The following is a 24,284-nucleotide window of genomic DNA, read 5'->3' as shown; positions in this document are numbered from 1 at the left end:
GTACAACCTCACCTGCGCAGTGTTTCGCAAAACCCTGACGCAAATGTGGAAAAAGGAAAAGCAGAACCGCGCGTCAGTCTTCCAAGATTTGGCGCAAGCGTTCCTGTTCTTCATCGGTCAGCGCATCAGAATGCGCCGCTTGTTGGTGCCGCGAACGCTTCCGCAAAAAGCTCCAGCCCATGCCCGCCGCGATCAGCAACATGATCGGGCCTGCCAACCAAAGCATCAGATTGGCTCCGGTCGTGGTTGGTTTCAGAAGAACGTATTCGCCATAGCGATCAACGATAAATTCGACTGCCTCTTGGTCCGTATCGCCCGCAACAAGACGTTCCCGCAGCAGAATGCGCAAATCACGCGCAAGCTCGGCATTACTTTCATCAATGCTTTCGTTCCGACAGACCAGACAGCGCAAGCCCGTGCTGATATCCCTCGCCCGCGCTTCAAGCGCCGGGTCGTCCAGAACTTCGTCCGGCTGAACAGCCAAGACCGGTGACGCGATCAGTAGCAGTATCAAAAGTAAACGTTTCATTCGGCCGGCACCCCACCTGCAGGCGTCTTACGCGCGCCAGCTGCGACCCGGAAACGGCGGTCCGACAGGCTGAGTGCACCACCCAGAGCCATTAAGATACATCCGCCCCAAATCCAGTTGGCGAGAGGTTTGATGTAGGTTCGCATCACCCAGCCGCCATCCGCCTGTTGATCACCGATCACAACATAAAGATCACGCAGGAACCGATAGTCAATTGCGGCTTCTGTCGTCGGCATGCGGGCCACGGGGTAGTCGCGCTTTTCGGGGTTAAGCGTCGTGACAAAACGCCCATCCTGTTCCACCCTCACATCCGCCATCGTCGAGAAATAGTTCGGTCCCTGGACCCGGCGCACATCCTGCAATGTCAACGTGAACTGCCCAACTTCGTATGGCTGACCGGGTTGGGCGACTCGAATATCTTCGACTTCCCACGCTGTCAGCCCCGCGATGGCAAACATTGTGACACCCAAGCCAGTATGGGCGACGGCTTTACCCCAATCAGCACCCGGAAGGCGGAACAGGCGTGCAAGGTTGCCTTTGCGGCCTGTTCGGCTCCAAAGATCGACAAGAGCGCCGAACGTAATCCAAGCGCCAAGGAACAGACCAACAGGCCCTAAAGCGCTGCGCCCTGTCTGCATCACCCAGACCAGTATCGCCAACGCTACTGCAAGAATGAATGCATAGCGCAGAGACCACGCCGCGCGACCCAACCTGCCACGCTTCCAGGGCAGCATAGCGCCAACAGGCAGCACGATCCCTAGGGCAATCATGAATGGTGTGAAGGCCGCATTAAAGAATGGCGCTCCGACCGAGAGTTTCCGGTCAAATGCCATCTCAGCCACCATGGGCCACAGCGTACCAAAGAACACGACGAAACAACTGACTGCCAGCAGGATATTGTTCAGAATCAGCGCGCTTTCCCGGCTGACCATCCCGAACACTCCCTTTGCTTCCATCGCCTGCGCACGGGCCGCAAACAGGGTCAGTGCGCCGCCGATGAAAATCACCAGAATGAACAGGATGAATACCCCCCGTTCGGGATCATTTGCGAAGGCATGGACCGAGGTCAAAAGCCCCGAGCGCACGATAAAAGTCCCGATCAGCGAGAACCCGAAGGCGATGATCGCCAGCAAAATAGTCCAGCTTTTTAGCGCCTCGCGCTTTTCGACAACGATGGCCGAATGCAGCAGCGCTGCGGCCAGCAGCCATGGCATAAAGCTGGCATTTTCGACCGGATCCCAGAACCAGAAACCACCCCAACCCAATTCGTAGTAGGCCCACCAAGACCCCAGTGCGATACCAATGGTCAGGAAAATCCACGCTGCAAGCGTCCAAGGTCGCACCCAACGGCCCCATGCCGCGTCCACGCGGCCTTCGATCAGGGCCGCGACAGCAAAGCTGAAGGCCATGCTCAGGCCGACATAACCCAGATAAAGAAACGGTGGGTGAAACGCTAGGCCCGGGTCCTGCAACAGTGGGTTCAGGTCCCGACCGTCGAAAGGTGGAATTGGCAAGCGATCGAACGGATTAGACGTGAACAAAATGAATGCGAAAAACGCAACAGCGATGGCTGACTGCACCGACAGAACTCTTGCTTTGAGCGTCGGGGGCAATCCGCCGCCAAAGATCGCGGCCATTGCCCCGAAAATTGTGACGATAAGGACCCATAGCAGCATGGAGCCCTCGTGGTTTCCCCAAGTCCCGCTGATCTTATACAGCATCGGCTTGGCGGAATGGCTGTTCTCAACCACAATCCGCAACGAAAAGTCGGACGCCACGAAAGCCCAAACCAGTGCTCCAAACGAAAACGCGGTCAGCAAAAACTGAGCGATGGCCGCAGGTTCTGCGAAATCCATCCATCCGTTCCATCGTTTGGCAGCCCCGATCTGTGGCACCACAGTCTGAACGATGGCGACCAGGAAGGCTAGGATCAGTGCGAAATGGCCGAGCTCTGTAATCATGACGCGCTTATACTGCGGCAGGTCGGCATGTGCCATTAACATTCGTCAAGTATCGCCGCACATAGTGTCGCGCCTCAGGCTGCGCGCTGCCGTCGCCAATCTTCTAGTGCAGGGTTGAAATCGGCCTGTATTACTGCTTCGGTCAGGGCCGTGTCCGACCGGGTATCCGCGATGCCGGGACTGTCCTCGCGAAGTTCACGGATTTTCGCTATGTTGGCCAATACTTCTGGCGCTCGCAGCACCGTTTGATTGATCTCGCGCTGAAAATCCTGCGCTTTGAACTGATGCCTCGCGCCAAAGTAGAATGACACGACCACACCCAACAGCCACCACAGCGGTTCCGGCACCAGTGCAATGCCCTGCATGCGCGCCGCAAACCAGTGCGGGTCGATCATAGCGGCAAGGAACAGGCACAAGGTGCCCAACGCCAGAGCCGGGCGCGGCAGTCGATTTAGCCCGTCCATGAATCGATCAAACCCCCCTTTTCTGGGCACTTGGAACTCGTCCCCGAACTGCACCATCGCCGCACTGCGGAGCGCTGTGGTCCGCTGCGCCTCGCTTTCAGCATTTTCTCGAAATATCTCGGTAGTTTCACGAACCACATTGCGGCCTCCACCGAACAACAGGGCTAAAAGGCCAGAGATCAAACCCATCCTGAAATCCTCCTCTGAAAATCTGCATCCGTCAGGTGATACTGAGGAGACAAAAACTCTTCAGCGCGCTTGATCCAACCACCTTTGCCCCCGGCCCGGGTTCGGGCATATTTACGCAGTGAAACCCTCCAATCTGCTAACCGAAAATAATAGTTACGCCGTGCGACGCCATAGGCATCTGTTAGGGCCTGTGGTTTTGGTTTGGCAGCAGCATCTGTTGCGCGCGCAGTTTGGGGGCCAATCACGCCATCAACCGCGACCTCAAACCCCATTTGGCACAGCAGGTTTTGCAATATTCTAACTGCCTGCGAACCCGCATTGACGTACATGTCAAACACCGAGGCCTGTACAGCCAGGGGTAGCAACTCAAGGCGAGGCCTTTCAAAATAGTGGTCGACAAAGATGTCTACGGCCTGTGCCCTGGTCAGAGCTTTCACATCCCGATGTGTCACAGCACCGTCGCGATCCAGATCAAGACCCAAACGCTGCATGGTGTGGATCGTCACACCAAATTTTGTTGCCCCACCGGGATCGTCGGGATCGTCGACAAAGCCACCTTCCCGCGCCACGATTTCATCTGCGATCTGTCGAACCGTCCGCATGCCCGCCCCCTTTAGTGTGGTCAGGCTAACGGTCCGGCAAATAAGTTAATCCGACGATAGAACAAAGGGCGCTGCGTGTTTCTTGCACGCAACGCCCTCAAGATTTCAATGCTTTGGAACTGATCAGCTGTCACCGGCTTCTTTGTAAACACCTTGCTCTTTCAATGCGTCCACAACCTCTTTCGGCATATAGGTTTCATCGTGTTTCGCAAGGATTTCAGTGGCTTCGAAGACACCGTTCACATAGCTACCTGTACCGACCATACCTTGATTTTCTGAAAACAGATCAGGCAGGACGCCCGTGAAAGCGACTTTGACGCTTTCACCGCCATCGGTGACGACGAAATACACAGTTTCACCCTGCCCACGTATGATCGAGCCCTCTTCGACAAGCCCACCGATGCGGAACACTTCGGACGGCTTAGGCGGCTCGGCGATCACTTGACTGGGTGAACGGAAGAAGTTGATGCCATCTTTCATGGCCACCCCAATCAACGCCGTCGATAAGGCAAGGGCCACCGCGGCTAGCACAATGATCTGTATTCGACGACGTTTCTTGAGCGTTTTCATACCGTCCTCACGGGAACAGAGGGGCCATCATCAGCCCTTGAGTTTCATCCTCACCTAACATCAGGTTGGCGTTCTGCAAGGCTTGCCCGCTGCTACCTTTTGTCAGGTTATCCAAAGCTGCCACAACGATTGCGCGGCGTTCGATCCGATCACCAACGACACCGATATGGCAAAAGTTCGACCCCCGTACATGGTGGGTTGAAGGTGTTTCGCCAAAGGGCAGCACCTCGACGAACGGCTCATCCTCATAGGCCGATTGCAAAGTCTCAAAGACGCTCTGCGGATCGCCCTTCACGTAAGAGGTCGCCAGAATGCCCCGATTGGCCGGGATCAGATGTGGAGTGAATTGAATATGAACGGTCCGACCGGCAAGCTCAGAAAACTCCTGATCGAACTCACCCAGATGCCGATGTGTCCCACCTACTGCATAGGCATTTGCTCCTTCGCTGAGCTCTGCGTGCAGAAGGTTTTCTTTCAGTGCCCTACCTGCGCCTGAAACTGCGCATTTCAAGTCTAGAATGATGTCATCCAGATCAATCACGCCCGCTGATATCAATGGCCGCAGCACATATTGCCCGGTCGCTGCGTTACAACCAGTACCGGCGACGAGCCGCGCAGAACTGATATCATCACGATAGAATTCAGTTAGCCCATAAACGGCTTCTTTCTGATGTCCCAACGCGGCGTGCGGGTTGCCGTACCATTTTTGATATTCATCTCCGTCCCGAAGCCGGAAATCAGCCGAAAGGTCAACGATTTTCAATGTGTTGGGTAGATCACGGATGACTTCCTGGCTGGTCTTATGCGGCAGGGCGCAAAAGCACAGGTTGATCTGGGAAAAATCGATCTCGGAAATTTTGCAAAGCACCGGCAAATCTATATGGCGCAAATGCGGAAAGACCTGCGCCATGGTCTGCCCGGCCTTCCGCTCGGCGGCCAATGCCTTGATTTCCATATTCGGATGCCCGGCGATCAGCCGCACCAACTCTGCGCCGGTATATCCAGAAGCACCCAGAATTGCGATTTTATGGGTCATGTCAGACCTCTTTCATTCATGTGTCACATGGGGTGACCGCCGATGAGACGGTCAACGAATTACAAAATCAGAAAAGCGCCGTCCTTGACCAAAATCAGGCGGCTTCAAAGGTGATTTGTCGTCGGAGGAATTGCGTTGCGCGATCCGACACTGTGCTGGGCTTGCCGGTGGTCAAGAACCCACCTGCACCTTCGCCGAGCATGTTTGGGTGACGTTTCAAGTAGTCTGCAAGGCTTTCAGCCACCAAGTCTCCTTGGCTATAGACCTTCACATCAGGGCCTAATGCATTCTGAAACGTTTCCGCCATCAACGGATAATGGGTGCAGCCCAGAATAGCCGCTTGCGGTTCCGGCATCTTGCGTTTCAGCGCATCCACATGGCTGCGCACCAAGGCTTCGGCCAAGATCATATCGCCATCCTCAATGGCGTCGACCACACCGCCACAGGCCTGCGCCTCTACATCCACGCCAATCGCCCGAAACGCCAGCTCTCTCTGAAACGCCCTACTAGACACAGTCGCGGGTGTCGCAAACAGCGCGACATGTTGCACTTCGACCTCGCGCGGAGGTGAATTGTCACCCCATTGCCGCTCGGTCAGCGCTTCGATCAAAGGAACGAACACGCCCAGTACCCGCTTACCATCTGGCACACCCGCCTCCTGCATCCGGCGCAAAGCGGCAGCACTGGCAGTGTTGCAGGCCAGAATCACCAGATTGCAGCCGCGATCCCAAAGATCATGAACGGCAGTGCGGGTCAGGTTGTAGATGTCTTCGGCATCACGAACGCCGTAAGGCGCATGCGCGCTGTCCGCAAAATACAGGAAATCCACGTCCGGCAGATGTTTCTGCGCGGCGTTCAGGACGGTTAGACCGCCCAACCCGGAATCAAAGATACCTACTGCCATTTGCCCCTTCAGGCGCGATGCCGTTCCTCAAATTCATAGCCGTAGTCATAAGACTTTAATGGCTCTGGAGACAGCTCATACGTCGCTTTGCGCAGGAAATCCATCATCTTGCGCGTATCCTTGCCCAATGGGTCCAGAATGTCGCGCCCGATGGGGTCTCCAACAACCACGCGCACTGGAGTATCAACACGTTTCTTGAACTCTTTGATTAGAAGACCCATGCGCAACGTGTTGTGCAGATGGCTAGCAATCTGGAACAATCGCGAGGTGTGTCCATCAAAAAAAACCGGCACAACAGTCGCATCAGATTTGGCCACCATCCGAGCGGTAAATCCGCGCCACCCCGGGTCCATCGGATGCGCAAATGGCTTCGAAGCCGTGCTGACGGTGCCACCCGGAAATATCCCGATTGCCCCGCCGTCGCTTAAATAGCTTAGAGCAGTCTTGCGGGTCTCAAGGTTCAACCGCATCGCCTCTTTGGTGGCATCAAAAGAGATTGGTAGGACGATCCGATCCAAATCTTCAGCTTTGCGGAAGACATGGTTGGCAAGAATACGAAAATCTCCGCGCGTCTGAGACAGGATATGACCCATCATCAGCCCGTCCAGAATGCCGTATGGATGGTTCGCAATCAAAATCAGCGGGCCATCTTTAGGAATTTTCGATAACGCGCCACCGACCACATCTAATGTCAGCCCATAGCGTTCCACCATCACCGACCAGAAATCACGTCCCTGTGCGACTTCCAGATCGTAGCCATCTGCGCGACGGATAAGACGCAGGCGGCCCGTTGTGTTTTCCATCAACTTGATCACCATACGCCCACCCCGCGTTTCTGCGGAATGAGCGTAGGATATGTCACGAGCGACGTGGTGATGCGGCGGCATTGGCTACTCCGGTTTGCTACCGACTAAATATGACGAGGTAACCAATTTGCTTAGATTTTATGACAGGATTGTAAAGCCTCACTCTGCCGCAGCTTGCATTTGAGGCCCGCCATTGCGGATAACAGCCAGTAATTCTTCGCGCCGTTTCGCGGCCTTGGCTTCATTCGCGACCAGAACCGGACCAAATCCACGAATCTCCAAAGGCAGAGCGGCAAGCGCCGTAATTGCATTGCTAGTCTCGGGTGTCAGCTTGGGCAGAACCTCTTTCAAATCCTTTTCATACTGACGGATCAAAGCACGCTCCATTTTGCGCTCCGCCGTGTAGCCGAACAAATCCAGAGGAGTGCCACGCAGACCTTTCAGTTTTGCAAGCACTTTCAGAGGGCCAAGAAACCACTCGCCAAAGGCTTTCTTGGCTGGACGTCCATTATCGCCCTTTGTGCCCAAAGTTGGCGGTGCAAGATGGAAGGTCATTTTGAAGTCGCCGTCAAACTCGGCCTCTGCCTTCTGGCGACTGTCGAGCAGCAACCGTGCGACCTCATATTCATCCTTATAGGACAAGAGCTTATGGTAGCCTTTGGCGATCGCTTCACGGACCTTCTGATCATCGACGCTTTCGACCAGATTACGATAGCGTTTGGCCAATCGCTTGCTCTGATAGTCGATCAGATGTGCCGCGCGGAAATCGATCATCTGATCCAACGATTTAGGTAAATCGGCCACGTTCGGCCTTAGGATTTTGTTGACCTCTTCGGGATGGGTCACAGCCCAGCGGCCAACTTCGAACGCGCGTTTGTTGCGTTCGACCGCCGCACCGTTCAGTTCAATCGCTTCCATGACCGCCTGATGGCTGATCGGTAGCAGGCCACGCTGCCATGTGGCGCCAAAGACCATCATGTTGGAATAGATCGAATCCCCCATCACCGCGCGGGCCAGATCGGTTGCATCGAACAGTGCGACCCTATCCTTTAGCCGTGCTTGCAAGGCAAGCTGCAGCTGATCGCTGGGAATGGTAAACTCGGTATCTCGAGTGAAATCACCGGTAATGATCTCATGGCTGTTCACGACTGCCCCGGTACGACCAGTCTGCGTTAGACCCAGCGTTTTTGCCCCTGCCGAGACCACCAGATCACCGCCGATCAGCGCGTGCGCTTCACCAGTGGCGACACGGATCGCACTGATGTCTTCCGGCTGGTTTGCAAGCCGGCAGTGGATATGAACGGCACCGCCCTTTTGTGCGAGGCCCGCCATCTCCATCATGCCTGCCCCTTTACCGTCGATCTGTGCAGCCTGTGCCAGTACCGCACCTATCGTGACGACGCCTGTGCCGCCAACACCCGTGATTACGACATTATGGGTTCCATCGATCTGCGGCAGCTCAGGTTCCGGCAGGTCAGGTAAATCAAGCTCAGTGGTGGCTTCTTTGCGGATTTTCGCGCCTTCTACCGTCACGAAGGAAGGGCAGAACCCATTCAAGCATGAGAAGTCCTTGTTGCAGCTCGACTGATCAATAGCACGTTTGCGCCCGAGCTCGGTCTCTTTCGGGACAATTGAGACACAGTTCGACTGGACACCGCAGTCTCCGCAACCTTCACAGATATCGGTATTGATGAACACACGCTTGTCCGGGTCCGGGAACGTGCCCCGCTTGCGCCGCCTGCGCTTTTCGGCAGCGCAGGTCTGGACATAAACAATGACTGATACGCCCTCGATTTCGCGGAACTTTTCCTGAACCTTCATCAGTTTGGCACGCTCAAAGGTCTCGACGCCCGAGGGTAGCGCCCCGAAGTTCACATCTTCTTTTTCGTCATAGACGACGGCAACGTTGCTGACACCCATCGCGCTGACCTCAGCAACGATACGCTCAGCACTCAGACCACCTTCGTTCTCTTGCCCACCAGTCATGGCAACGGCATCGTTGTATAGAATTTTGAAGGTTATATTGGTGCCAGCCGCCAACGCGGCCCGGATCGCTTGAACGCCCGAGTGATTATAGGTTCCGTCGCCAAGATTCTGAAACACGTGCTTGGTGGTCGAGAACGGAGCCTCGCCAATCCAGTTCGCCCCTTCACCGCCCATCTGGGTGAATCCGGTGGTCTCGCGATCCATCCATTGCACCATGTAATGACAGCCAATCCCTGCATAGGCACGGCTGCCTTCCGGCAACTTGGTCGAGCTATTATGCGGGCATCCTGAACAAAAATAGGGCAATCTTGCTGCGATTTCCTGAGCATTATCAGCGCGGCGCGCCTCGTCCAGTTTTGCAAGACCTGCGCGAACGCCATCGGTATCATGGCCTTCCTCAACCAGAATCTGCCCAAGTTTTTCAGCAATCATGATTGGATCAAGCGCCCCTCTGGTCGGGAACAGCTCTTCGCGGTGCAACGTCCCTGCCCCGCCTTTGTACCAGCCGTAAACGCGACGACCACGCCGATCGTCGAAGATCGCCTCCTTGACCTGAACCTCAATCAGCTTGCGCTTTTCCTCGACGATCACAATCAGGTCGAGACCTTCCGCCCAATCGTGGAAACCCCTCATATCCAGAGGGAACGTCTGTCCGATCTTGTAAGTTGTAATGCCAAGTCGCTCTGCCTCGTCCGCATCAATGTTCAGCAGTGACATTGAGTGCATCAGATCAAGCCAGTTCTTGCCCGCAGCAACAAACCCGAACTTGGCACCGGGTTTGCCCCAGACCCGTTTGTCCAGTTTGTTCGCATGCGAGAACGTCTCAGCCGCAAAACGTTTATAGTCAATGACCCGCGCTTCCTGTAGATGCGGCGTGTCTCCCAGCCGGATGTTCAGCCCTCCTTCGGGCATATCAAACTGTGGTATCGTTATCTGCATCCGATCGGGGCTGCCATCAACGACCGAAGTGACCTCGATCGTGTCCTTCATCGTTTTCAACCCGACCCAAACCCCGGCAAATCGGCTCAGCGCAAATCCGTAGACGCCGTAATCCAGGATTTCCTGAACTCCGGCCGGACTGACGACTGGCATATACATATCGACCAAAGACCATTCAGACTGATGCAGAACGGTCGAGCTTTCGCCCGTATGGTCGTCGCCCATGGCCATCAAGACGCCGCCTTGTTGCGCAGTACCAGCCATGTTGGCATGACGCATCACATCTCCGGACCGGTCGACCCCAGGGCCTTTGCCATACCAAAGGCCAAATACACCATCGAACTTGCCGTCGCCACGTAACCCGGCTTGCTGACTGCCCCACAATGCGGTGGCGGCAAGATCTTCATTCAGACCGTATTGAAACGTCACATCGCTTTCGGCCAATTGCTTTTCAGCGCGCGACATCTGCAAATCGACAGCCCCGAGGGGTGAACCTCGATATCCCGTAACCAGACCCGCAGTATTAAACCCCGTCGCGCGGTCACGTTCTTTCTGCATTAACATCAGACGCACCAACGCCTGCGTTCCGTTCAAAAGAACCGGGCTTTTGGATAGATCAAACCGATCATTTAACGTGATCTTCGGCTGACTCATCTGACGTCTCCCCTCGTCGGATTAGTGTGCTGTATCTTTAGGTATTTTAGGTCATAATTACTGACCTGCATAGTAATTTTCTCCTTTGCCGTAACGATTTCCCGGTTTGAATGTGGAATTTGTTACGTGTTTCATATAGGGCTGCCGAAAGATAACGAAAGTTGCGGCGATGGATTGGGACAAGCTCAGAATATTTCACGCGGTTGCGGATGCAGGCAGCCTCACACATGCAGGGGACAAGCTCAATTTGTCTCAATCTGCTGTGAGCCGTCAAATTCGCGCTCTCGAAGAATCACTGGATGCGACCTTATTCCACCGCCATGCCCGTGGCCTGATTCTAACTGAACAAGGCGAATTGCTGTTCGACGCGACTTCGGCAATGTCCAAACGTCTGGACACTGCGGCTGCAAGAATTCGGGACAGCGAGGACGAGGTGTTCGGTGTTTTGCGTGTTACCACCACGTTTGGTTTCGGAACGCTCTGGCTCGCACCTCGACTGCCCAAGCTTTACGAAAGATATCCCGATCTCAATATTGATCTGATGTTGGAAGAACGCGTTCTTGACCTGCCGATGCGCGAAGCAGACGTCGCCATCCGCATGAAAGAGCCCAGTCAGGCGGATTTGGTGCGCAAGCGCCTGATGACAGTGCAAATGATGCTCTATGCCACTAAAGCCTATCTGGACAGCCACGGCGGAAAACCTGAGTCACTGGAAGAAATTGCCAAGCACAGATTGATCTGCCAGACACCATCTGCGCCTCAGGTCGGGGCCGGCGCTTCGATGGTAAAGCACCTAATGACCTATAATCCTGGATCGTTATTAACCGTGAACAACTATTTTGGCGTTCTGCAAGGTGTACTCCACGATCTTGGAATTGGTGTCCTGCCCGACTACGTGACCGAGGACTTTCCCGATCTGGTTCCGATCCTTTCGGACATTGAAACTGCTGATGTACCGGTTTACCTCGCTTATCCCGAAGAGCTTCGCCATTCCAAGCGGATCGCGGCCTTTCGTGATTTCGTGCAGGACGAAATCATCGCCCACCGCAAACATCTGAGGCAGATGGGGAAACTCTAGCCATGCACTCAGGGCATAGCGGGCATGACGATCTTATCTTCTATTAAACCTTGATCGTTAACAAACTGATCCCTAAATGAGCAATTGAAGGCGATGATGCTGTAACGCTCATCATCTTCATACCTCCCTGTTGGACTACGGCCGAGCTTAGTGCTCGGCCTTTTTTTTGGCCTTACGTTCGGCAATTCTCAGGAAAGCACTGGGAAAATTGAATACACGAGCCTATGATCCCGAAAAAACACTTAAAATCGTGTTCGAGGTCTAATTCATGTTCCATTCATTGCGCCTATTGTTGGCGATGATTTCAGTCTTGTTTCTGGCGGTGCCGCTGCACGCACAAGACACAAGCACAACTTCTACGGTTACGATCCCCCAGGATCTAACGCCTGAGCAAGTCGATGATCTGGTTGCGCGTATGTCTGATGACCAGGTACGGGCGATCTTGCTTGAACGCCTTGACGCAGTTGCCGAAAAACATGCCGCAGAGAAGGAAGGTCACGAAGATCCGCTGACTGAACTGAACGAGATCTGGGCGGAGATGGTTACCTCCTGGACGCAAGTATTAACGACAGTTCCCAATATCGTCAGTGCGCAAATAAAATCGTTCAGCAATTTTGCGGATAAATTCAACGAAACCGGAGTCTTTACCCTGATCGGGCTAGTGCTATCGGTCCTACTGGTTGGATATGTAGCAGAAAAGCTGTTCAGCATACTAACCCGTCGCTGGTCAAAGGCATCCGAAGTCGGAGATGAAGCTGACCTTTGGGGAGCCGTGCAGTACCTATTCCGCCGGTTTTGCCGCGAAATTGCCGGTCTCATCGTATTTTACGTGGTTATCCGCGCGCTTGGTCGCGCATTACTGACCCCCGAACAAATCACGTTTGCCGCACCATTCGTATTCTTCTTGATTTGGGTCCCGCGCCTTGGAGCGGCTGTTTCAAGATTTGTACTCGCACCGCAAAAGCCGCAATACCGCCTGGTGAATATTGATGACCACTGGGCTAAATACCTGCACAGAAATCTGATTGGCCTTCTGATCCTGATCGGTTTCACGCTGTTTGTTGTCCGCTTCAATGCGCTCAACGGAATTACTCCAAACGAGACGCGCATCGGCTTTTGGCTGAATGCGGCAATCCACATCTATATCGGTATAATCGCCTGGACTGCACGCGAAGGACTGTCGCAGATGATGCTGGGCACAGACCCGGATCGCACCAAGTTTGATGAGGAGGTCGCGCATTATTACCCCTACTTCGCCATTGGCGTGTCGGTGGTGATCTGGTTGCTCGTTGAATTCCTCGTAGCACAGCGTAATCCGGCAATCTTGCGCGTGATTGGAACCGGGGCGCATTTCACCACTATGTTCTGGCTGCTGATCGCACCAGCGCTCGATACTTTGATACGTGGATTGGTCCGCCATCTGCAGCCGCCGCTATCAGGTGAAGGACCTTTGGCGGAACGCGCCTATCGCTCGGCCAAGCGCAGTTATATCCGGATTGGGCGGGTTATTGCGGGACTGTTCGTGGTCCTGATGATTTCGCGTGCCTGGCAACTTGACCTTCGCCATGTCGCATCAGCTGGCATCGGAGCAGAAGTCGGTGGCGCGGTCATCCAGTTCCTGCTGATAATCGCAGTCGGCTACATCTTGAACGAGATTGTCTCGCTCTGGATCAATCGTCGTCTGGCGAAAGAACAAACTGCTGCGGAAGAGCTGGATGAAGAAGCCGGCGGCGAAGGCGGCGGTGCTGGTGGTTCGCGTCTGGCAACGGTTCTGCCTTTGCTGCGGATCACCGCACAGGTCACAATCTGCGTCATCTTCGGCCTGCTGGCGTTGAGTGCGCTTGGGATCAACATTACACCACTACTAGCCGGTGCTGGTGTTCTGGGTCTGGCTATTGGATTTGGCGCGCAAAAACTGGTGGCCGATATCGTAGGTGGTATTTTCTTCCTGATCGATGACGCCTTCCGTGTCGGCGAATATGTCGATGTCGGCGGTACGATGGGAACGGTCGAAAAGATCTCGATCCGATCCATGCAATTGCGCCACCATCGCGGGCCCGTTCACACGATCCCATATGGCGAGATTCAAAAGCTGACCAATTTCAGCCGCGACTGGGTCATCATGAAGCTCAAGTTCACTGTGCCTTTCGATACCGATCCCAATAAAGTCAAAAAGATCTTCAAAAAGATCGGTGCCGAGATGATGCAGGACGAAACTCATAAAGATGGGTTCCTGCAGCCGTTCAAATCTCAGGGTGTGTTCGACTTTGATGATGTCGGTATGATCATCCGAGGCAAGTTCATGGCCAAGCCGGGCAAGCAGTTCACGCTGCGGAAGGAAATCTTCAATCGCGTGAAAGCAGAGTTCAACGCCAATGGCATCGACTTCGCCCGCCGCGAGGTGCGCGTTGCGATACCTGGCAGCGAGAATATGACTGAAGAACAAAAAGCAGCCGCCGGTGCAGCTGCAGCTGATGCCGTCAACAAAGGTCAGAACCCGGCCTAAATCGGTAGGATTGGCGCTGGGATTTTACAGCGCCAATCTATAAGCCAACCTCCAGATGTGCGGAATCGGCGGCATTGTCGGTTCCGCATTTTCTTTTCTAAATGGCCCTGCGGTGACTTGACCCTTCCCACGGAAGCGCCCTTGCCCTAAAAGGCCCGCAATCTCGGCCACTATGGACACAGGACAGAAGATGCAAGAGCCCGCCATCACCCCGGATCTGATTGCTGCACACGGGCTCAAGCCCGAGGAATACGACATGATCCTCGAGATCATCGGGCGCGAGCCAACATTCACCGAACTGGGCATTTTCTCGGCTATGTGGAATGAGCATTGTTCATATAAGTCCTCAAAGAAATGGCTACGCACACTGCCCACCTCAGGCCCACAAGTTATCTGCGGCCCGGGTGAGAACGCAGGCGTGGTTGATATTGGCGACGGTCAGGCCGTGGTGTTCAAAATGGAAAGCCACAACCACCCCTCCTACATTGAGCCCTATCAGGGTGCCGCGACCGGCGTTGGTGGTATTTTGCGGGATGTCTTCACCATGGGGGCGCGCCCCATCGCCTCAATGAATGCGCTGTCCTTTGGTGAGCCCGGCCACCACAAAACCCGTCAGCTTGTGAATGGTGTGGTTGAAGGCATCGGCGGCTACGGTAACTGCTTCGGTGTGCCTTGCGTTGGTGGCGAAGTTCGGTTCCATCCAGCCTATAACGGCAACTGCCTTGTGAACGCCTTTGCCGCAGGTTTGGCCGACAGTGACAAGATTTTCTATTCGGCGGCCTCGGGTGTCGGTATGCCTGTTGTTTATCTAGGCGCTAAAACCGGACGCGATGGTGTGGGCGGTGCGACCATGGCTTCGGCGGAATTTGACGACACCATCGAAGAAAAGCGCCCGACTGTTCAGGTCGGCGACCCCTTCACCGAGAAACGCTTGATGGAAGCCACGCTGGAACTGATGCAGACCGGCGCCGTGATCTCGATTCAGGATATGGGTGCGGCAGGGCTGACCTGTTCGGCCGTAGAGATGGGAGACAAGGGTGGCCTCGGCGTTCGCCTTGATCTGGAGAATGTCCCTCAGCGCGAAGAGAACATGACCGCATACGAAATGATGTTGTCTGAATCTCAGGAGCGGATGCTGATGGTCCTCAAACCTGAGCTTGAAGCCGAAGCCCGTGCGGTTTTCGAGAAATGGGATCTGGATTTCGCCATTGTCGGTGAAACGATCGCCGAAGACCGGTTCCTGATCATGCATAACGGCGAAGTCAAAGCAGACCTCGTCCTTTCCAAACTGTCTTCAACGGCACCAGAGTACGACCGCCCATGGGAACCAACGCCCAACGCGGAAGAGCTGACAGATGTGCCCCAGATCGACCCTGTTGATGGCCTTCGCGCCCTGCTCTCTTCGCCGAACTACGCAGGCAAGCAGTGGGTGTACGAACAGTATGACACCATGGTCATGGCCGACAGCTCCCGCACGCCTGGTCTGGGTGCTGGGATGGTGCGTGTGCACGGTACTGACAAGGTGCTGGCGTTCACCAGCGACGTGACCCCGCGCTATGTCCGCGCAAACCCTGTTGAGGGCGGCAAACAGGCCGTAGCCGAAGCCTACCGCAACCTGACTGCCGTGGGCGCCAAGCCGCTGGCCACCACTGACAATCTGAATTTCGGCAATCCCGAAAAGCCTGAAATCATGGGCCAGTTTGTAGGGGCAATCCAAGGTATCGGAGCCGCAGTCGGAGCCTTGGACATGCCCATCGTTTCCGGCAACGTGTCGCTATATAACGAGACTGATGGGCAGGCGATCCTGCCAACTCCCACGATTGGGGCCGTAGGCCTGCTGCAAACTGCCGATGAAATCATCGGCAACGAGGTTCGTGAAGGCCATGTCGCTCTGGTTATCGGCGAAACCCAAGGTCATCTGGGCCAGTCGGCCCTTCTGGCCGAAGTCTTCAACCGCGAAGACGGGGACGCCCCACATGTCGATCTGGACGCTGAACAGCGCAACGGAGAGTTCATTCGCGCCAACCGTGAAATGATCAAAGCCTGCACCGATCTGGGTGACGGTGGCCTTGCCCTAGCCGCTTTTGAACTAGCCGAAGCTGCTGGTGTCGGCGTCTGCCTCGACGACGCATCGACCGAGTTTCTGTTCGGAGAAGATCAGGCGCGCTATCTGGTCGCCTGTAACTTTGATCAGGCCGAAGCATTGATGATCGCAGCTGGTCAGGCTGGTGTTCCCCTAGTGTCAGTCGGACGTTTCAGTGGGGATAGTGTCAAAATCGGCAGCTCCGAAGTCTCGCTTGCCGAGCTGGCGGATACGTTCCGCAGCAGCTTTGCCGAAGCCGTTGCCTAGTCAATCTCTGTTCTGGTGCGATCAAACAGATTTCTTGCGCGTGTCGGCGCGCAGGAATTGTTGTTGAACGGAACCGGCCCCATCTTGCACGCCCCGTCTCATCGCTCTACATCTTGGGAAAGACCTTCAGGAGTAAACCTACATGCCGATGAGCGCCCACGAAATTGAAACTCTGCTACGCGAGAGCTTTCCAGATGCGGAAATCCAGGTTGGTGGCAGCGATGGCGTGCACATGTCTGCCATGGTCGTGGATGAAAGCTTTCGCGGTAAGAACCGCGTTCAGCAACAACGTGCTGTTTATGCCGCGTTGAAAGGCAAGATGGATGGCCCGGATGGAGAGTTGCACGCGCTGGCGCTGACCACGAAAGTACCGGAGTAATATGGAGCACGCGATTGTAATCTCAATTACATTCACCGTCTTTGTTGTGTTGATCGCGCTCATAGCTTGGAACCATTCAAAGGCGGGACGTAATACAAGACGAGGATCGCCACCTGGACAGGGAGAACACCTCCTGCATTCCTCCTACAATTCACATGACGGTGCAATTAGCTCGGCGCAGACCCATATTCCGAAGAATCCTCAAGACTACGCCAAAGCAATAATGCCGAAGAGCAAAGGAAACACCAAATGACCGACGTGAAAACCCAGATCGACGAAACCGTCAAAGCCAATGACGTGGTGCTGTATATGAAAGGTACCAAAGAGATGCCGCAGTGCGGATTCTCGTCGCGCGTCGCTGGTGTATTGAACTACATGGGTGTCGAATATACCGACGTGAATGTTTTGGCGGACGACTCTGTCCGTCAGGGCATCAAGGATTATTCAGACTGGCCAACTGTGCCCCAGCTTTTCGTCAAAGGCGAGTTTGTCGGCGGCTGCGACATCATCACCGAGATGACCCTTTCGGGAGAGCTGGATACTTTGTTTGAAGAAAACAATGTCGGCTACGACAAAGATGCAGCCGATAAAATCCGTGAAGCAAACGCCTAATTCACCGGCTAGAGCAGTCCTTGAACAAGACACGTTCGGGGGCTGTGCTGCCTTGGGCCTGATGGCTGATCGTAGCTTCCCAGCCTTTGGATCGAAGGGTGTATGTCCCTGCCCCGTCTACAGATTCGTAGCGAATACCTGATCCGCTTTGAACCTGTTTCAGCGCAATTAACTGGTCCTCAATCAGCATCGCGGCAGCACCCGATCCATCTGCGGCGTTGAAATAGGACACTGGCACCTGCGTGTTGCTCTCGCAGTTAAATGTCACAGACAGTATATCGATCTCGGCCAAACCCGCCGTAGCGTAAAAAGACAATACCGCGGCCCCCGCTGCCGTTCGAACAAAGCCCATCAGGCGTTCCTTTCCTCGATCACCGCAGCCAGCGCTTCTGCGCGCGCGGCCATCTCCGCCAATGTGTCTGTTACCGAAGGCGGCACCACTGCAACTTCAATTCGCTCGGGCTCGGGCAGAGGTTGACTACGCAGGCGATTCAACTCGGCTTCGGCTTCCACAAGCTTTGCTTCGGCCAGCTTCAGGCGATCTTCGTGCGCTGCAGCTTTGTCGGCCAACATTAGTCCGGCCATCAACAACATGCGCGATTCAGGCATGCGTCCGATCTGGTCCGACAATACCTGTGCTTCATCATCCAAAAGCTTGGCCGCGGCCTGCAGAAAGGGTTCTTCACCGTCCTGGCACGAGACATCAAATCCTCGTCCACCGATATGAATGGTCACCTCGGGCATTATTCAACCTCTCCTTCAGCCAGATTGGCATGGGTCAACAGCGGTTCGAGCCGGGCCAGAACCGCATGTGCTTCGGCCGCGTCCGAGGCTCTTGCGGCACGCGTTGCCTCCAACTCTGCAGCAGTTGCGCGATTCAGCATGTCTGCATCGGTCACACCCTCTTCTGCAGCGGCGCGCAATTCATCCACTGTTCCACGCAACTGTTCGTTTGCCTTGCGCAACCGTTGCAAATCGTCATCCAGTCGCGACATCGCCGCGCCATGGCTGGCACGCTCGGCACGCAGCATTTCAAGCTCGGCGTTCAGTTCGGTCAGCCGCTCGCTATCGACCAATTCAGCGCGCAGACGGGACAGCTCTGCCTCCATCTCTTCGGCGCGATCTGCGATGGGGGTCAATTGCTCGACCTCGGCCCGCAACGACTCGGCTTCTTCTGCGGCATTTTCCATGGATCGCAGGGTTTCGATTTCGGCTTTCAGCGAATTTACTTCGTCGCTATTATCCAGAGCGGCCTTGGCCTCGGCTAACTCTGCGCGCGCGGCCTCGACCGTTGCAAGCTTTGCGGTCGCCTCGGCCAATTGATCACGCAGTGCAGCAACTTCTTCTCCTGATCCCGCCTGCTCCCGGAGGGCATCAATCTCAAGAGCGTGCCTTTCTATGAGCGATTTCAGCCGCTCTTCCAACTGCGCATTGGCCAACCGCTCTTCTTCAAGTTCTGATCGTAATGCAGCACCATTATCGACCGCGGGCTCAGCGTCCTGCAGTGCCTCGACTCCGGTGCCGATCCGCTCCATCGCAGTAATGATACGGCGTTGTAATTCTTCGATCTGACTCATGCCCCTGTCACCTCTTTATCAAGGTTCGTTCTGCTATACGCCTGTCCGAATCAAAAGCGGCGGCTCTCTGCACTAGTCTAACGGAATGTAACAGAAAATACCCACTGTTTGGTTTCAATCACTTGCACACGGCTCTTGAAGCGCCAGTTCGGCGCAGAACCCGGTTCTACTTGCACTTTGTCAGACGGATGGTATTCAGCGCTAAATCTGCCCGTAACCCAAAGGAATAACGCCCGTGGACCTGACTGCGCTGCGCAATGCCAACCCCGAACACTGGGACAAGGCTGCGGCCATCCGCACCCTGACCCTCGATGCCGTCGCCGCCGCCAATTCCGGCCATTCCGGTATGCCCATGGGCATGGCCGATGTTGCGACTGTATTGTTCGAAAAGCACCTAAAATTTGACGCCTCTGCCCCGAATTGGCCGGATCGTGACCGGTTCATCCTGTCGGCGGGCCACGGTTCGATGCTGGTCTATTCGCTGCTTTACCTGACTGGTCATGGCGACGTTACGCTGGAAGAAATCAAAAACTTCCGCCAGTTGGGTGCCAAAACAGCCGGCCACCCCGAGAACTTCCTGATAGACGGTGTCGAAACCACCACTGGCCCTCTGGGTCAGGGCATCTCGAACGCTGTGGGCTTTGCCATGGCCGAGGAAATCCAGCGCGCGCATTACGGCAAGAAGATCGTTGATCACTACACTTATGTGATTGCGGGCGACGGCTGCCTGATGGAAGGCGTTAGCCAAGAGGCGATCACCCTGGCTGGCCGACACGAACTGAGCAAGCTGATCGTCTTCTGGGACAACAACAACATCACCATCGACGGCACCGTTGATATCGCCGACCGCACCGATCAGGTGCGCCGTTTTGCGGCTTCGGGCTGGCATGTGCTTGAGATTGACGGTCATGACCCCAAGGCCATCGACGACGCCATCGTGCGGGCGAAAAAGTCGAACAAGCCGACAATGATCGCCTGCGAGAGCCACATCGCACTTGGCCACGCGGCGCAGGATACTTCGAAAGGCCACGGCGCACTGACCGATCAGGATCAGTTGAAGGCGGCCAAAGACGGCTATGGCTGGCCGCATGATGCGTTTGTCATCCCCACAGAGGTCAAAGCCGCATGGGAAGCTATCGGTACACGTGGTGCTGCCGAGCGCGCTGCATGGGAAGGGCGTTTCGCGCAAATCTCCGAGCGTAAGCAGGCGGAATTCAACCGTGCCTATGCGTTTGAAGCGCCGAAGAAACTGGCTGGTGCCATCCGGTCATTCAAGAAACAGATGTCGGAAGAGCAGCCAAAGCTGGCCACCCGAGCGTCGTCCGAAAAGGTTCTGAACGTGGTGAACCCGATCATGCCAGAAACCATTGGTGGTTCGGCTGACCTGACTGGTTCAAACAATACCAAATCGGCGGATATGGGCGTTTTCCTGCCGGAAAACCGCAAAGGCCGCTACATCCACTATGGTATCCGTGAACACGGCATGGCCGCCGCGATGAACGGTATGGCTCTGCACGGGGGCATCCGCCCCTATGGCGGCACCTTCATGGCTTTCACTGACTATGCCCGCCCTTCCATGCGTCTGGCTGCCTTGATGAAGGTGCCTACGGTCTTTGTGATGACACATGACTCGATTGGTCTGGGCGAAGACGGCCCGACCCACCAGCCGGTGGAACATCTGGCGATTTCGCGCGCAACGCCAAACACCTATGTCTTCCGCCCCGCTGACACTGTTGAGACTGCCGAAGCTTGGGAACTGGCACTTACCTTCAAAGACAGCCCCTCGGTCCTGTCGCTGACCCGTCAGGGCGTGCCAACAGTGCGGACCGAGCACAAAGGTAAAAACCTGACCTCACAAGGCGCATATGTGCTCGCTGACGCAGAAGCCAAACGTCAGGCAATCCTGATCGCTACCGGATCCGAGGTCTCGCTGGCCATGGAAGCCAAAGCGATGCTGGAGGCCGAGGGCATCGGCACCCGCGTCGTATCAATGCCCTGCATGGAGTTGTTTGCCGAACAGGATGAATCCTATCGCAAACGCGTCCTACCTGCCGGTGCCGTCCGCGTTGGTATCGAGGCCGCCGTACGCGCTGGCGGATGGGACCGCTGGTTGCTGGGTGAACGTGGCCGCGAAGCCAAAGCTGGGTTTATCGGCATGTCGAGCTTTGGTGCATCGGCCCCGGCAGGTGAGCTTTACAAACACTTTGGCATTACCGCAGAAGCGACCGTCGCGAAAGTAAAAGAACTGCTGGGGCTGTAAGCACTCGGCTCAACAGTTGTAGATACAAAGGGCGGCTTTCTAGGCCGCCCTTTCTTATTTTGGCTGGCCCAATTTCGCCCTTAACGCCTCATATGCCAATTTCGCAAAGTCCAATCGCAGTTCGTACCGTTCCGCTGGCACGATCCCTCCGGGTACGTTTTGCCCTGCCCAAGACAAAACTTGCCGCACATGCGTTCCATAAAGCGGAATGAAGTGCGCAGATTGACCCCGTAAGCAGGTTGAACATTCGCCCGCCTGCCCACTTGGCACGTTCGGCAGCTTTGTCCGCCGTGTCGATCCGAATATGCAGAACCAGATACGGTGCGTTCGGTTCAAACGGCATTTGTTCCGCACCAAGGTTCATTGCAGCCAATGCCGCTGCTTTACGTTTGGCAGCGAGCCCCCTCAACTTAAACCGGGTGCGGTATTGAACCGGTCGAAAAGCTGGTAGATGACTTAGCTCCATCACTTCATGCCTTCGATTCAGTGAGCTTCAGGCTTACCTGAAAACTTCCCGATCATCGGCGCAATGACCTTCGTCGCCAACGGTATCAACACAAATCCCCAAGCCAAACCGAACACCCCATCCATTGTCGCTTTTGCGATCCATTCGGCGGCTTTTTCCCATTGGGCTGGCACTGCATGTCCTACCGCAAAAGCCCAGTCATGAATATGATGGCCCAGCCAGCCAAAGCCCAGAACCTCCATCCCGTGGATGATAATCGATCCTCCGACCCAGAGCATCGCGGCAGTTCCAACGATTGAAAGTGTCTTCATCACGCCGGGCATGGCTTTGACCAAGCCCCGACCAAGACCTCGGCCTACGGGCGTCGCTGCGTTCTTAGCCAGATATAACCCGACATCATCCATCTTCACGATCAGCGCAACCGAACCGTAAACTGCCAGAGTCACACCCAACCCAACCACCGCAAGCGTCGCAGCCTGCATCCAGATGTTGGGCGCTTCGATAGCCGCCAATGCAATGGTCATGATCTCGGCGGACAGAATGAAATCGGTCTTGATTGCCCCCTTGACCTTCTGCTCTTCCAAATGCCCTGGGTCGCGGTTTTTCATGTCTTCTTCGATGACGTGACTGCCATGCGGGAACAAGACATGAAAAATCTTCTCGGCACCCTCAAAGCAAAGATACGAGCCACCTATCATCAGCAAAGGCGTAATCAGCCATGGCGCAAAGTTCGCCAACAGCAGTGCCACGGGCAACAGCAAGACAATCTTGTTGAAAACCGATCCGCGAGCGATGCGCCAGATGATGGGTAATTCTCGTGCCGGCGCGAACCCCTGCACGTATTTAGGAGTTACCGCCGCGTCGTCGATTATTACACCGGCAGTCTTGGCCCCGGCCTTGCCAGCCGCCGCTACGACATCGTCCACTGATGACGCTGCAACCTTTGCAATGCCCGCCACATCATCCAACAGGGCCAACAGACCACTCATCGCACATCCTCTTGTTTGTCCGCTGTTGCCGACACTACCTGATCCAACCCTTAGCGCAAGCGTTAGCGCAACCGGCGCAGGTTTGCGCTAACACCTTAAAAATATGCCATTTTTGCCCTTTTGAGATTCGGTTTTCACGGCTATATGGCCAGCAACACAAGCGCAGTTTGGAGACGTCGGATGACCATCAAGGTCGGTATCAATGGTTTTGGCCGCATCGGCCGCTGTACACTGTCGCACATCGCCGCATCGGCGCGTAACGACATCGAAGTGATCAAGGTCAACGCCACTGGCCCGCTGGAAACATCGGCACATCTGCTGAAATATGACAGCATTCACGGCCGTTTCCCGCGCGAAGTGTCTGTCGAAGGCAACACCATGGATCTTGGCCGTGGCCCGATGGAAATGTTCTCGACCTATGACATGAACGAGCTTGACTGGGAAGGCTGCGATGTCGTCCTGGAATGTACTGGCAAGTTCAATGACGGGCTAAAGGCAAAGACGCACCTAGATCGCGGCGCTGGTAAGGTGCTGCTTTCGGCGCCAGGTAAGAATGTCAATAAGACAATTGTGTTTGGCGTAAACCACAACACCCTGACTGCAAACGACAATATGGTGTCCAACGGCTCCTGCACGACCAACTGCCTTGCCCCGCTTGCCAAAGTTCTGGATGAAGGCATCGGTATCGAGCATGGCATCATGACCACGATCCACGCTTATACCGGCGACCAGCCCACTCTGGACCGTCGTCACAGCGACCTGTATCGCGCGCGGGCCGCAGCCATGTCGATGATCCCGACCACAACCGGTGCTGCTGCAGCGCTAGGTGAAGTCCTGCCTAACCTCAAGGGCCGCTTGGACGGTTCCGCGATCCGTGTACCTACCCCAAATGTCTCGGCCGTCGACCTGTCATTCCGCGCATCGCGCGACGTGACCGTAGAAGAAGTTAACGCAATCGTTGAAGAAGCTGCCAAAGGCCCGATGCAGCGGGTCCTGGGCTATGAGCCTGCGCCTCTGGTCTCGACCGATTTCAACCACACCGAGGAAAGCTCGATCTTCGCTCCAGACCAGACCCGCGTCGTTGACAACCGTATGGTGCGTGTACTGGCATGGTATGACAACGAATGGGGCTTCTCGGTGCGTATGGCGGATGTCGCCGTTGCGATGGGCCGCCTTAACTGACCCTTCGCACATCGCTTGTACCTTGATGCCCGCTCAGGTTATCTGAGCGGGCATTTTCGTTCAGGGCGCAGCAATGACAAATCAAATCGCCATCTGGCTTGGAGTCCTGATCCTGGGTGGGCTGATGCTGGACGTTGCACTGTTCGGCACCGAACACCTGCTGTTCCTTGGTAAGAAACTCTACGATTTCCTGGATTGGCTCGCCTTCTGGCGATGACAGAGGTTTTGCTTGACTTTCGCGCCAA

Annotated in this window: 22 protein-coding genes; 8 read left to right on the top strand and 14 right to left on the bottom strand. The window is 55.3% G+C overall.

The annotated features are described in order from the left end of the window. Positions 1 to 73: 73 nt before the first annotated feature. The 9 genes from ACR0KN_RS02650 to ACR0KN_RS02610 form a co-directional block, all read right to left on the bottom strand. A complete protein-coding gene (locus ACR0KN_RS02650) occupies positions 74 to 529 on the bottom strand; it encodes a cytochrome c-type biogenesis protein (RefSeq protein WP_170539483.1) in 456 nt (151 codons plus the stop codon). After that, positions 526 to 2,490, bottom strand: a complete 1,965-nt coding sequence (locus ACR0KN_RS02645; protein ID WP_480651758.1) for a heme lyase CcmF/NrfE family subunit — start codon at positions 2,488 to 2,490, stop codon at positions 526 to 528. Before ACR0KN_RS02645 ends, ACR0KN_RS02650 begins: the two co-directional genes overlap by 4 nt. Positions 2,491 to 2,564: 74 nt before the next feature. Then, positions 2,565 to 3,143, bottom strand: coding sequence for a holin family protein (locus ACR0KN_RS02640; RefSeq protein WP_480651166.1), 579 nt, complete (start codon positions 3,141 to 3,143; stop codon positions 2,565 to 2,567). Beyond that, a complete protein-coding gene (locus ACR0KN_RS02635; protein WP_480651164.1) occupies positions 3,134 to 3,745 on the bottom strand; it encodes a holin-associated N-acetylmuramidase in 612 nt (203 codons plus the stop codon). The genes ACR0KN_RS02640 and ACR0KN_RS02635 overlap by 10 nt, the downstream gene beginning before the upstream one ends. A 123-nt stretch (positions 3,746 to 3,868) precedes the next feature. Continuing rightward, positions 3,869 to 4,315, bottom strand: a complete 447-nt coding sequence (gene ccmE, locus ACR0KN_RS02630; protein ID WP_010439882.1) for a cytochrome c maturation protein CcmE — start codon at positions 4,313 to 4,315, stop codon at positions 3,869 to 3,871. 7 nt (positions 4,316 to 4,322) lie between these two features. Then, on the bottom strand, positions 4,323 to 5,351 hold the full coding sequence (argC, locus tag ACR0KN_RS02625; RefSeq protein WP_480651162.1) for an N-acetyl-gamma-glutamyl-phosphate reductase: 1,029 nt from the start codon (positions 5,349 to 5,351) through the stop codon (positions 4,323 to 4,325). A 94-nt stretch (positions 5,352 to 5,445) separates the two neighbouring features. Next, positions 5,446 to 6,255 (bottom strand): aspartate/glutamate racemase family protein, encoded by an 810-nt coding sequence (locus ACR0KN_RS02620; protein ID WP_170770723.1) that lies wholly within the window; start codon positions 6,253 to 6,255, stop codon positions 5,446 to 5,448. An 8-nt stretch (positions 6,256 to 6,263) separates the two neighbouring features. After that, entirely contained in the window at positions 6,264 to 7,142 is an 879-nt protein-coding gene (locus ACR0KN_RS02615; RefSeq protein WP_480651160.1) for a lysophospholipid acyltransferase family protein, read from the bottom strand. 78 nt (positions 7,143 to 7,220) lie between these two features. Beyond that, complete coding sequence (locus ACR0KN_RS02610) at positions 7,221 to 10,640, bottom strand: indolepyruvate ferredoxin oxidoreductase family protein (RefSeq protein ID WP_480651158.1); 3,420 nt, start codon at positions 10,638 to 10,640, stop codon at positions 7,221 to 7,223. Positions 10,641 to 10,809: 169 nt separating this feature from the next. On the opposite strand from ACR0KN_RS02610, the gene ACR0KN_RS02605 reads away from it, so the two are divergent. From ACR0KN_RS02605 to grxD, 5 genes are all read left to right on the top strand, one after another. After that, complete coding sequence (locus ACR0KN_RS02605) at positions 10,810 to 11,718, top strand: LysR family transcriptional regulator (protein WP_170539465.1); 909 nt, start codon at positions 10,810 to 10,812, stop codon at positions 11,716 to 11,718. Positions 11,719 to 11,986: 268 nt separating this feature from the next. After that, the gene (locus tag ACR0KN_RS02600; RefSeq protein WP_480651156.1) at positions 11,987 to 14,224 is read left to right on the top strand and encodes a mechanosensitive ion channel domain-containing protein; all 2,238 of its coding nucleotides are present in this window, start codon (positions 11,987 to 11,989) and stop codon (positions 14,222 to 14,224) included. Between the two features lie 190 nt (positions 14,225 to 14,414). Then, positions 14,415 to 16,574, top strand: coding sequence for a phosphoribosylformylglycinamidine synthase subunit PurL (gene purL / locus ACR0KN_RS02595; RefSeq protein WP_170469940.1), 2,160 nt, complete (start codon positions 14,415 to 14,417; stop codon positions 16,572 to 16,574). Positions 16,575 to 16,716: 142 nt separating this feature from the next. Beyond that, complete coding sequence (locus ACR0KN_RS02590; protein WP_010439863.1) at positions 16,717 to 16,953, top strand: BolA family protein; 237 nt, start codon at positions 16,717 to 16,719, stop codon at positions 16,951 to 16,953. A 249-nt stretch (positions 16,954 to 17,202) separates the two neighbouring features. Continuing rightward, entirely contained in the window at positions 17,203 to 17,565 is a 363-nt protein-coding gene (gene grxD, locus ACR0KN_RS02585) for a Grx4 family monothiol glutaredoxin (RefSeq protein WP_170539459.1), read from the top strand. A 1-nt stretch (position 17,566) separates the two neighbouring features. On the opposite strand, the gene ACR0KN_RS02580 is transcribed toward grxD, so the two are convergent. Genes ACR0KN_RS02580 through ACR0KN_RS02570 form a run of 3 tightly spaced genes read right to left on the bottom strand, consistent with a single transcriptional unit; the run spans position 17,567 to position 19,142 of the window. Then, complete coding sequence (locus ACR0KN_RS02580; RefSeq protein ID WP_170469931.1) at positions 17,567 to 17,917, bottom strand: MliC family protein; 351 nt, start codon at positions 17,915 to 17,917, stop codon at positions 17,567 to 17,569. Continuing rightward, positions 17,917 to 18,309, bottom strand: coding sequence for a cell division protein ZapA (locus ACR0KN_RS02575; protein WP_170469928.1), 393 nt, complete (start codon positions 18,307 to 18,309; stop codon positions 17,917 to 17,919). The genes ACR0KN_RS02580 and ACR0KN_RS02575 overlap by 1 nt, the downstream gene beginning before the upstream one ends. Beyond that, positions 18,309 to 19,142 (bottom strand): hypothetical protein, encoded by an 834-nt coding sequence (locus ACR0KN_RS02570; RefSeq protein ID WP_170539452.1) that lies wholly within the window; start codon positions 19,140 to 19,142, stop codon positions 18,309 to 18,311. The genes ACR0KN_RS02575 and ACR0KN_RS02570 overlap by 1 nt, the downstream gene beginning before the upstream one ends. Before the next feature lie 235 nt (positions 19,143 to 19,377). Between ACR0KN_RS02570 and tkt the strand changes: the two genes are divergently transcribed. After that, on the top strand, positions 19,378 to 21,402 hold the full coding sequence (gene tkt / locus ACR0KN_RS02565; protein WP_480651152.1) for a transketolase: 2,025 nt from the start codon (positions 19,378 to 19,380) through the stop codon (positions 21,400 to 21,402). A gap of 88 nt (positions 21,403 to 21,490) precedes the next feature. Here the strand turns inward: tkt and ACR0KN_RS02560 are convergent, their stop codons facing one another. Continuing rightward, entirely contained in the window at positions 21,491 to 21,766 is a 276-nt protein-coding gene (locus tag ACR0KN_RS02560) for a hypothetical protein (RefSeq protein WP_480651150.1), read from the bottom strand. 119 nt (positions 21,767 to 21,885) lie between these two features. Continuing rightward, on the bottom strand, positions 21,886 to 22,857 hold the full coding sequence (locus ACR0KN_RS02555; RefSeq protein WP_480651148.1) for a DUF808 domain-containing protein: 972 nt from the start codon (positions 22,855 to 22,857) through the stop codon (positions 21,886 to 21,888). A 180-nt stretch (positions 22,858 to 23,037) separates the two neighbouring features. Here ACR0KN_RS02555 and gap point away from each other — a divergent pair, with 180 nt between their 5' ends. Both gap and ACR0KN_RS02545 read left to right on the top strand, forming a co-directional pair. Continuing rightward, positions 23,038 to 24,039, top strand: a complete 1,002-nt coding sequence (gene gap / locus ACR0KN_RS02550) for a type I glyceraldehyde-3-phosphate dehydrogenase (protein ID WP_319547089.1) — start codon at positions 23,038 to 23,040, stop codon at positions 24,037 to 24,039. A 73-nt stretch (positions 24,040 to 24,112) separates the two neighbouring features. Continuing rightward, positions 24,113 to 24,256: a hypothetical protein gene (locus ACR0KN_RS02545; RefSeq protein ID WP_008757368.1), complete on the top strand. Its 144-nt coding sequence runs from the start codon at positions 24,113 to 24,115 to the stop codon at positions 24,254 to 24,256. Positions 24,257 to 24,284: the final 28 nt, after the last annotated feature.

The organism is Ruegeria sp. AP7, from assembly GCF_056539905.1.
The sequence above is the reverse complement of the archived record's forward strand: the minus strand, read 5'-3'. Positions and strand labels throughout refer to the sequence as shown.

Coding starts and splice junctions, on each gene's coding strand:
- ACR0KN_RS02650 (WP_170539483.1), bottom strand. CDS start 529: ATGAAACGTTTACTTTTGATACTGCTACTGATCGCGTCACCGGTCTTG.
- ACR0KN_RS02645 (WP_480651758.1), bottom strand. CDS start 2,490: ATGATTACAGAGCTCGGCCATTTCGCACTGATCCTAGCCTTCCTGGTC.
- ACR0KN_RS02640 (WP_480651166.1), bottom strand. CDS start 3,143: ATGGGTTTGATCTCTGGCCTTTTAGCCCTGTTGTTCGGTGGAGGCCGC.
- ACR0KN_RS02635 (WP_480651164.1), bottom strand. CDS start 3,745: ATGCGGACGGTTCGACAGATCGCAGATGAAATCGTGGCGCGGGAAGGT.
- ccmE (WP_010439882.1), bottom strand. CDS start 4,315: ATGAAAACGCTCAAGAAACGTCGTCGAATACAGATCATTGTGCTAGCC.
- argC (WP_480651162.1), bottom strand. CDS start 5,351: ATGACCCATAAAATCGCAATTCTGGGTGCTTCTGGATATACCGGCGCA.
- ACR0KN_RS02620 (WP_170770723.1), bottom strand. CDS start 6,255: ATGGCAGTAGGTATCTTTGATTCCGGGTTGGGCGGTCTAACCGTCCTG.
- ACR0KN_RS02615 (WP_480651160.1), bottom strand. CDS start 7,142: ATGCCGCCGCATCACCACGTCGCTCGTGACATATCCTACGCTCATTCC.
- ACR0KN_RS02610 (WP_480651158.1), bottom strand. CDS start 10,640: ATGAGTCAGCCGAAGATCACGTTAAATGATCGGTTTGATCTATCCAAA.
- ACR0KN_RS02605 (WP_170539465.1), top strand. CDS start 10,810: ATGGATTGGGACAAGCTCAGAATATTTCACGCGGTTGCGGATGCAGGC.
- ACR0KN_RS02600 (WP_480651156.1), top strand. CDS start 11,987: ATGTTCCATTCATTGCGCCTATTGTTGGCGATGATTTCAGTCTTGTTT.
- purL (WP_170469940.1), top strand. CDS start 14,415: ATGCAAGAGCCCGCCATCACCCCGGATCTGATTGCTGCACACGGGCTC.
- ACR0KN_RS02590 (WP_010439863.1), top strand. CDS start 16,717: ATGCCGATGAGCGCCCACGAAATTGAAACTCTGCTACGCGAGAGCTTT.
- grxD (WP_170539459.1), top strand. CDS start 17,203: ATGACCGACGTGAAAACCCAGATCGACGAAACCGTCAAAGCCAATGAC.
- ACR0KN_RS02580 (WP_170469931.1), bottom strand. CDS start 17,917: ATGGGCTTTGTTCGAACGGCAGCGGGGGCCGCGGTATTGTCTTTTTAC.
- ACR0KN_RS02575 (WP_170469928.1), bottom strand. CDS start 18,309: ATGCCCGAGGTGACCATTCATATCGGTGGACGAGGATTTGATGTCTCG.
- ACR0KN_RS02570 (WP_170539452.1), bottom strand. CDS start 19,142: ATGAGTCAGATCGAAGAATTACAACGCCGTATCATTACTGCGATGGAG.
- ACR0KN_RS02560 (WP_480651150.1), bottom strand. CDS start 21,766: ATGAACCTTGGTGCGGAACAAATGCCGTTTGAACCGAACGCACCGTAT.
- ACR0KN_RS02555 (WP_480651148.1), bottom strand. CDS start 22,857: ATGAGTGGTCTGTTGGCCCTGTTGGATGATGTGGCGGGCATTGCAAAG.
- gap (WP_319547089.1), top strand. CDS start 23,038: ATGACCATCAAGGTCGGTATCAATGGTTTTGGCCGCATCGGCCGCTGT.
- ACR0KN_RS02545 (WP_008757368.1), top strand. CDS start 24,113: ATGACAAATCAAATCGCCATCTGGCTTGGAGTCCTGATCCTGGGTGGG.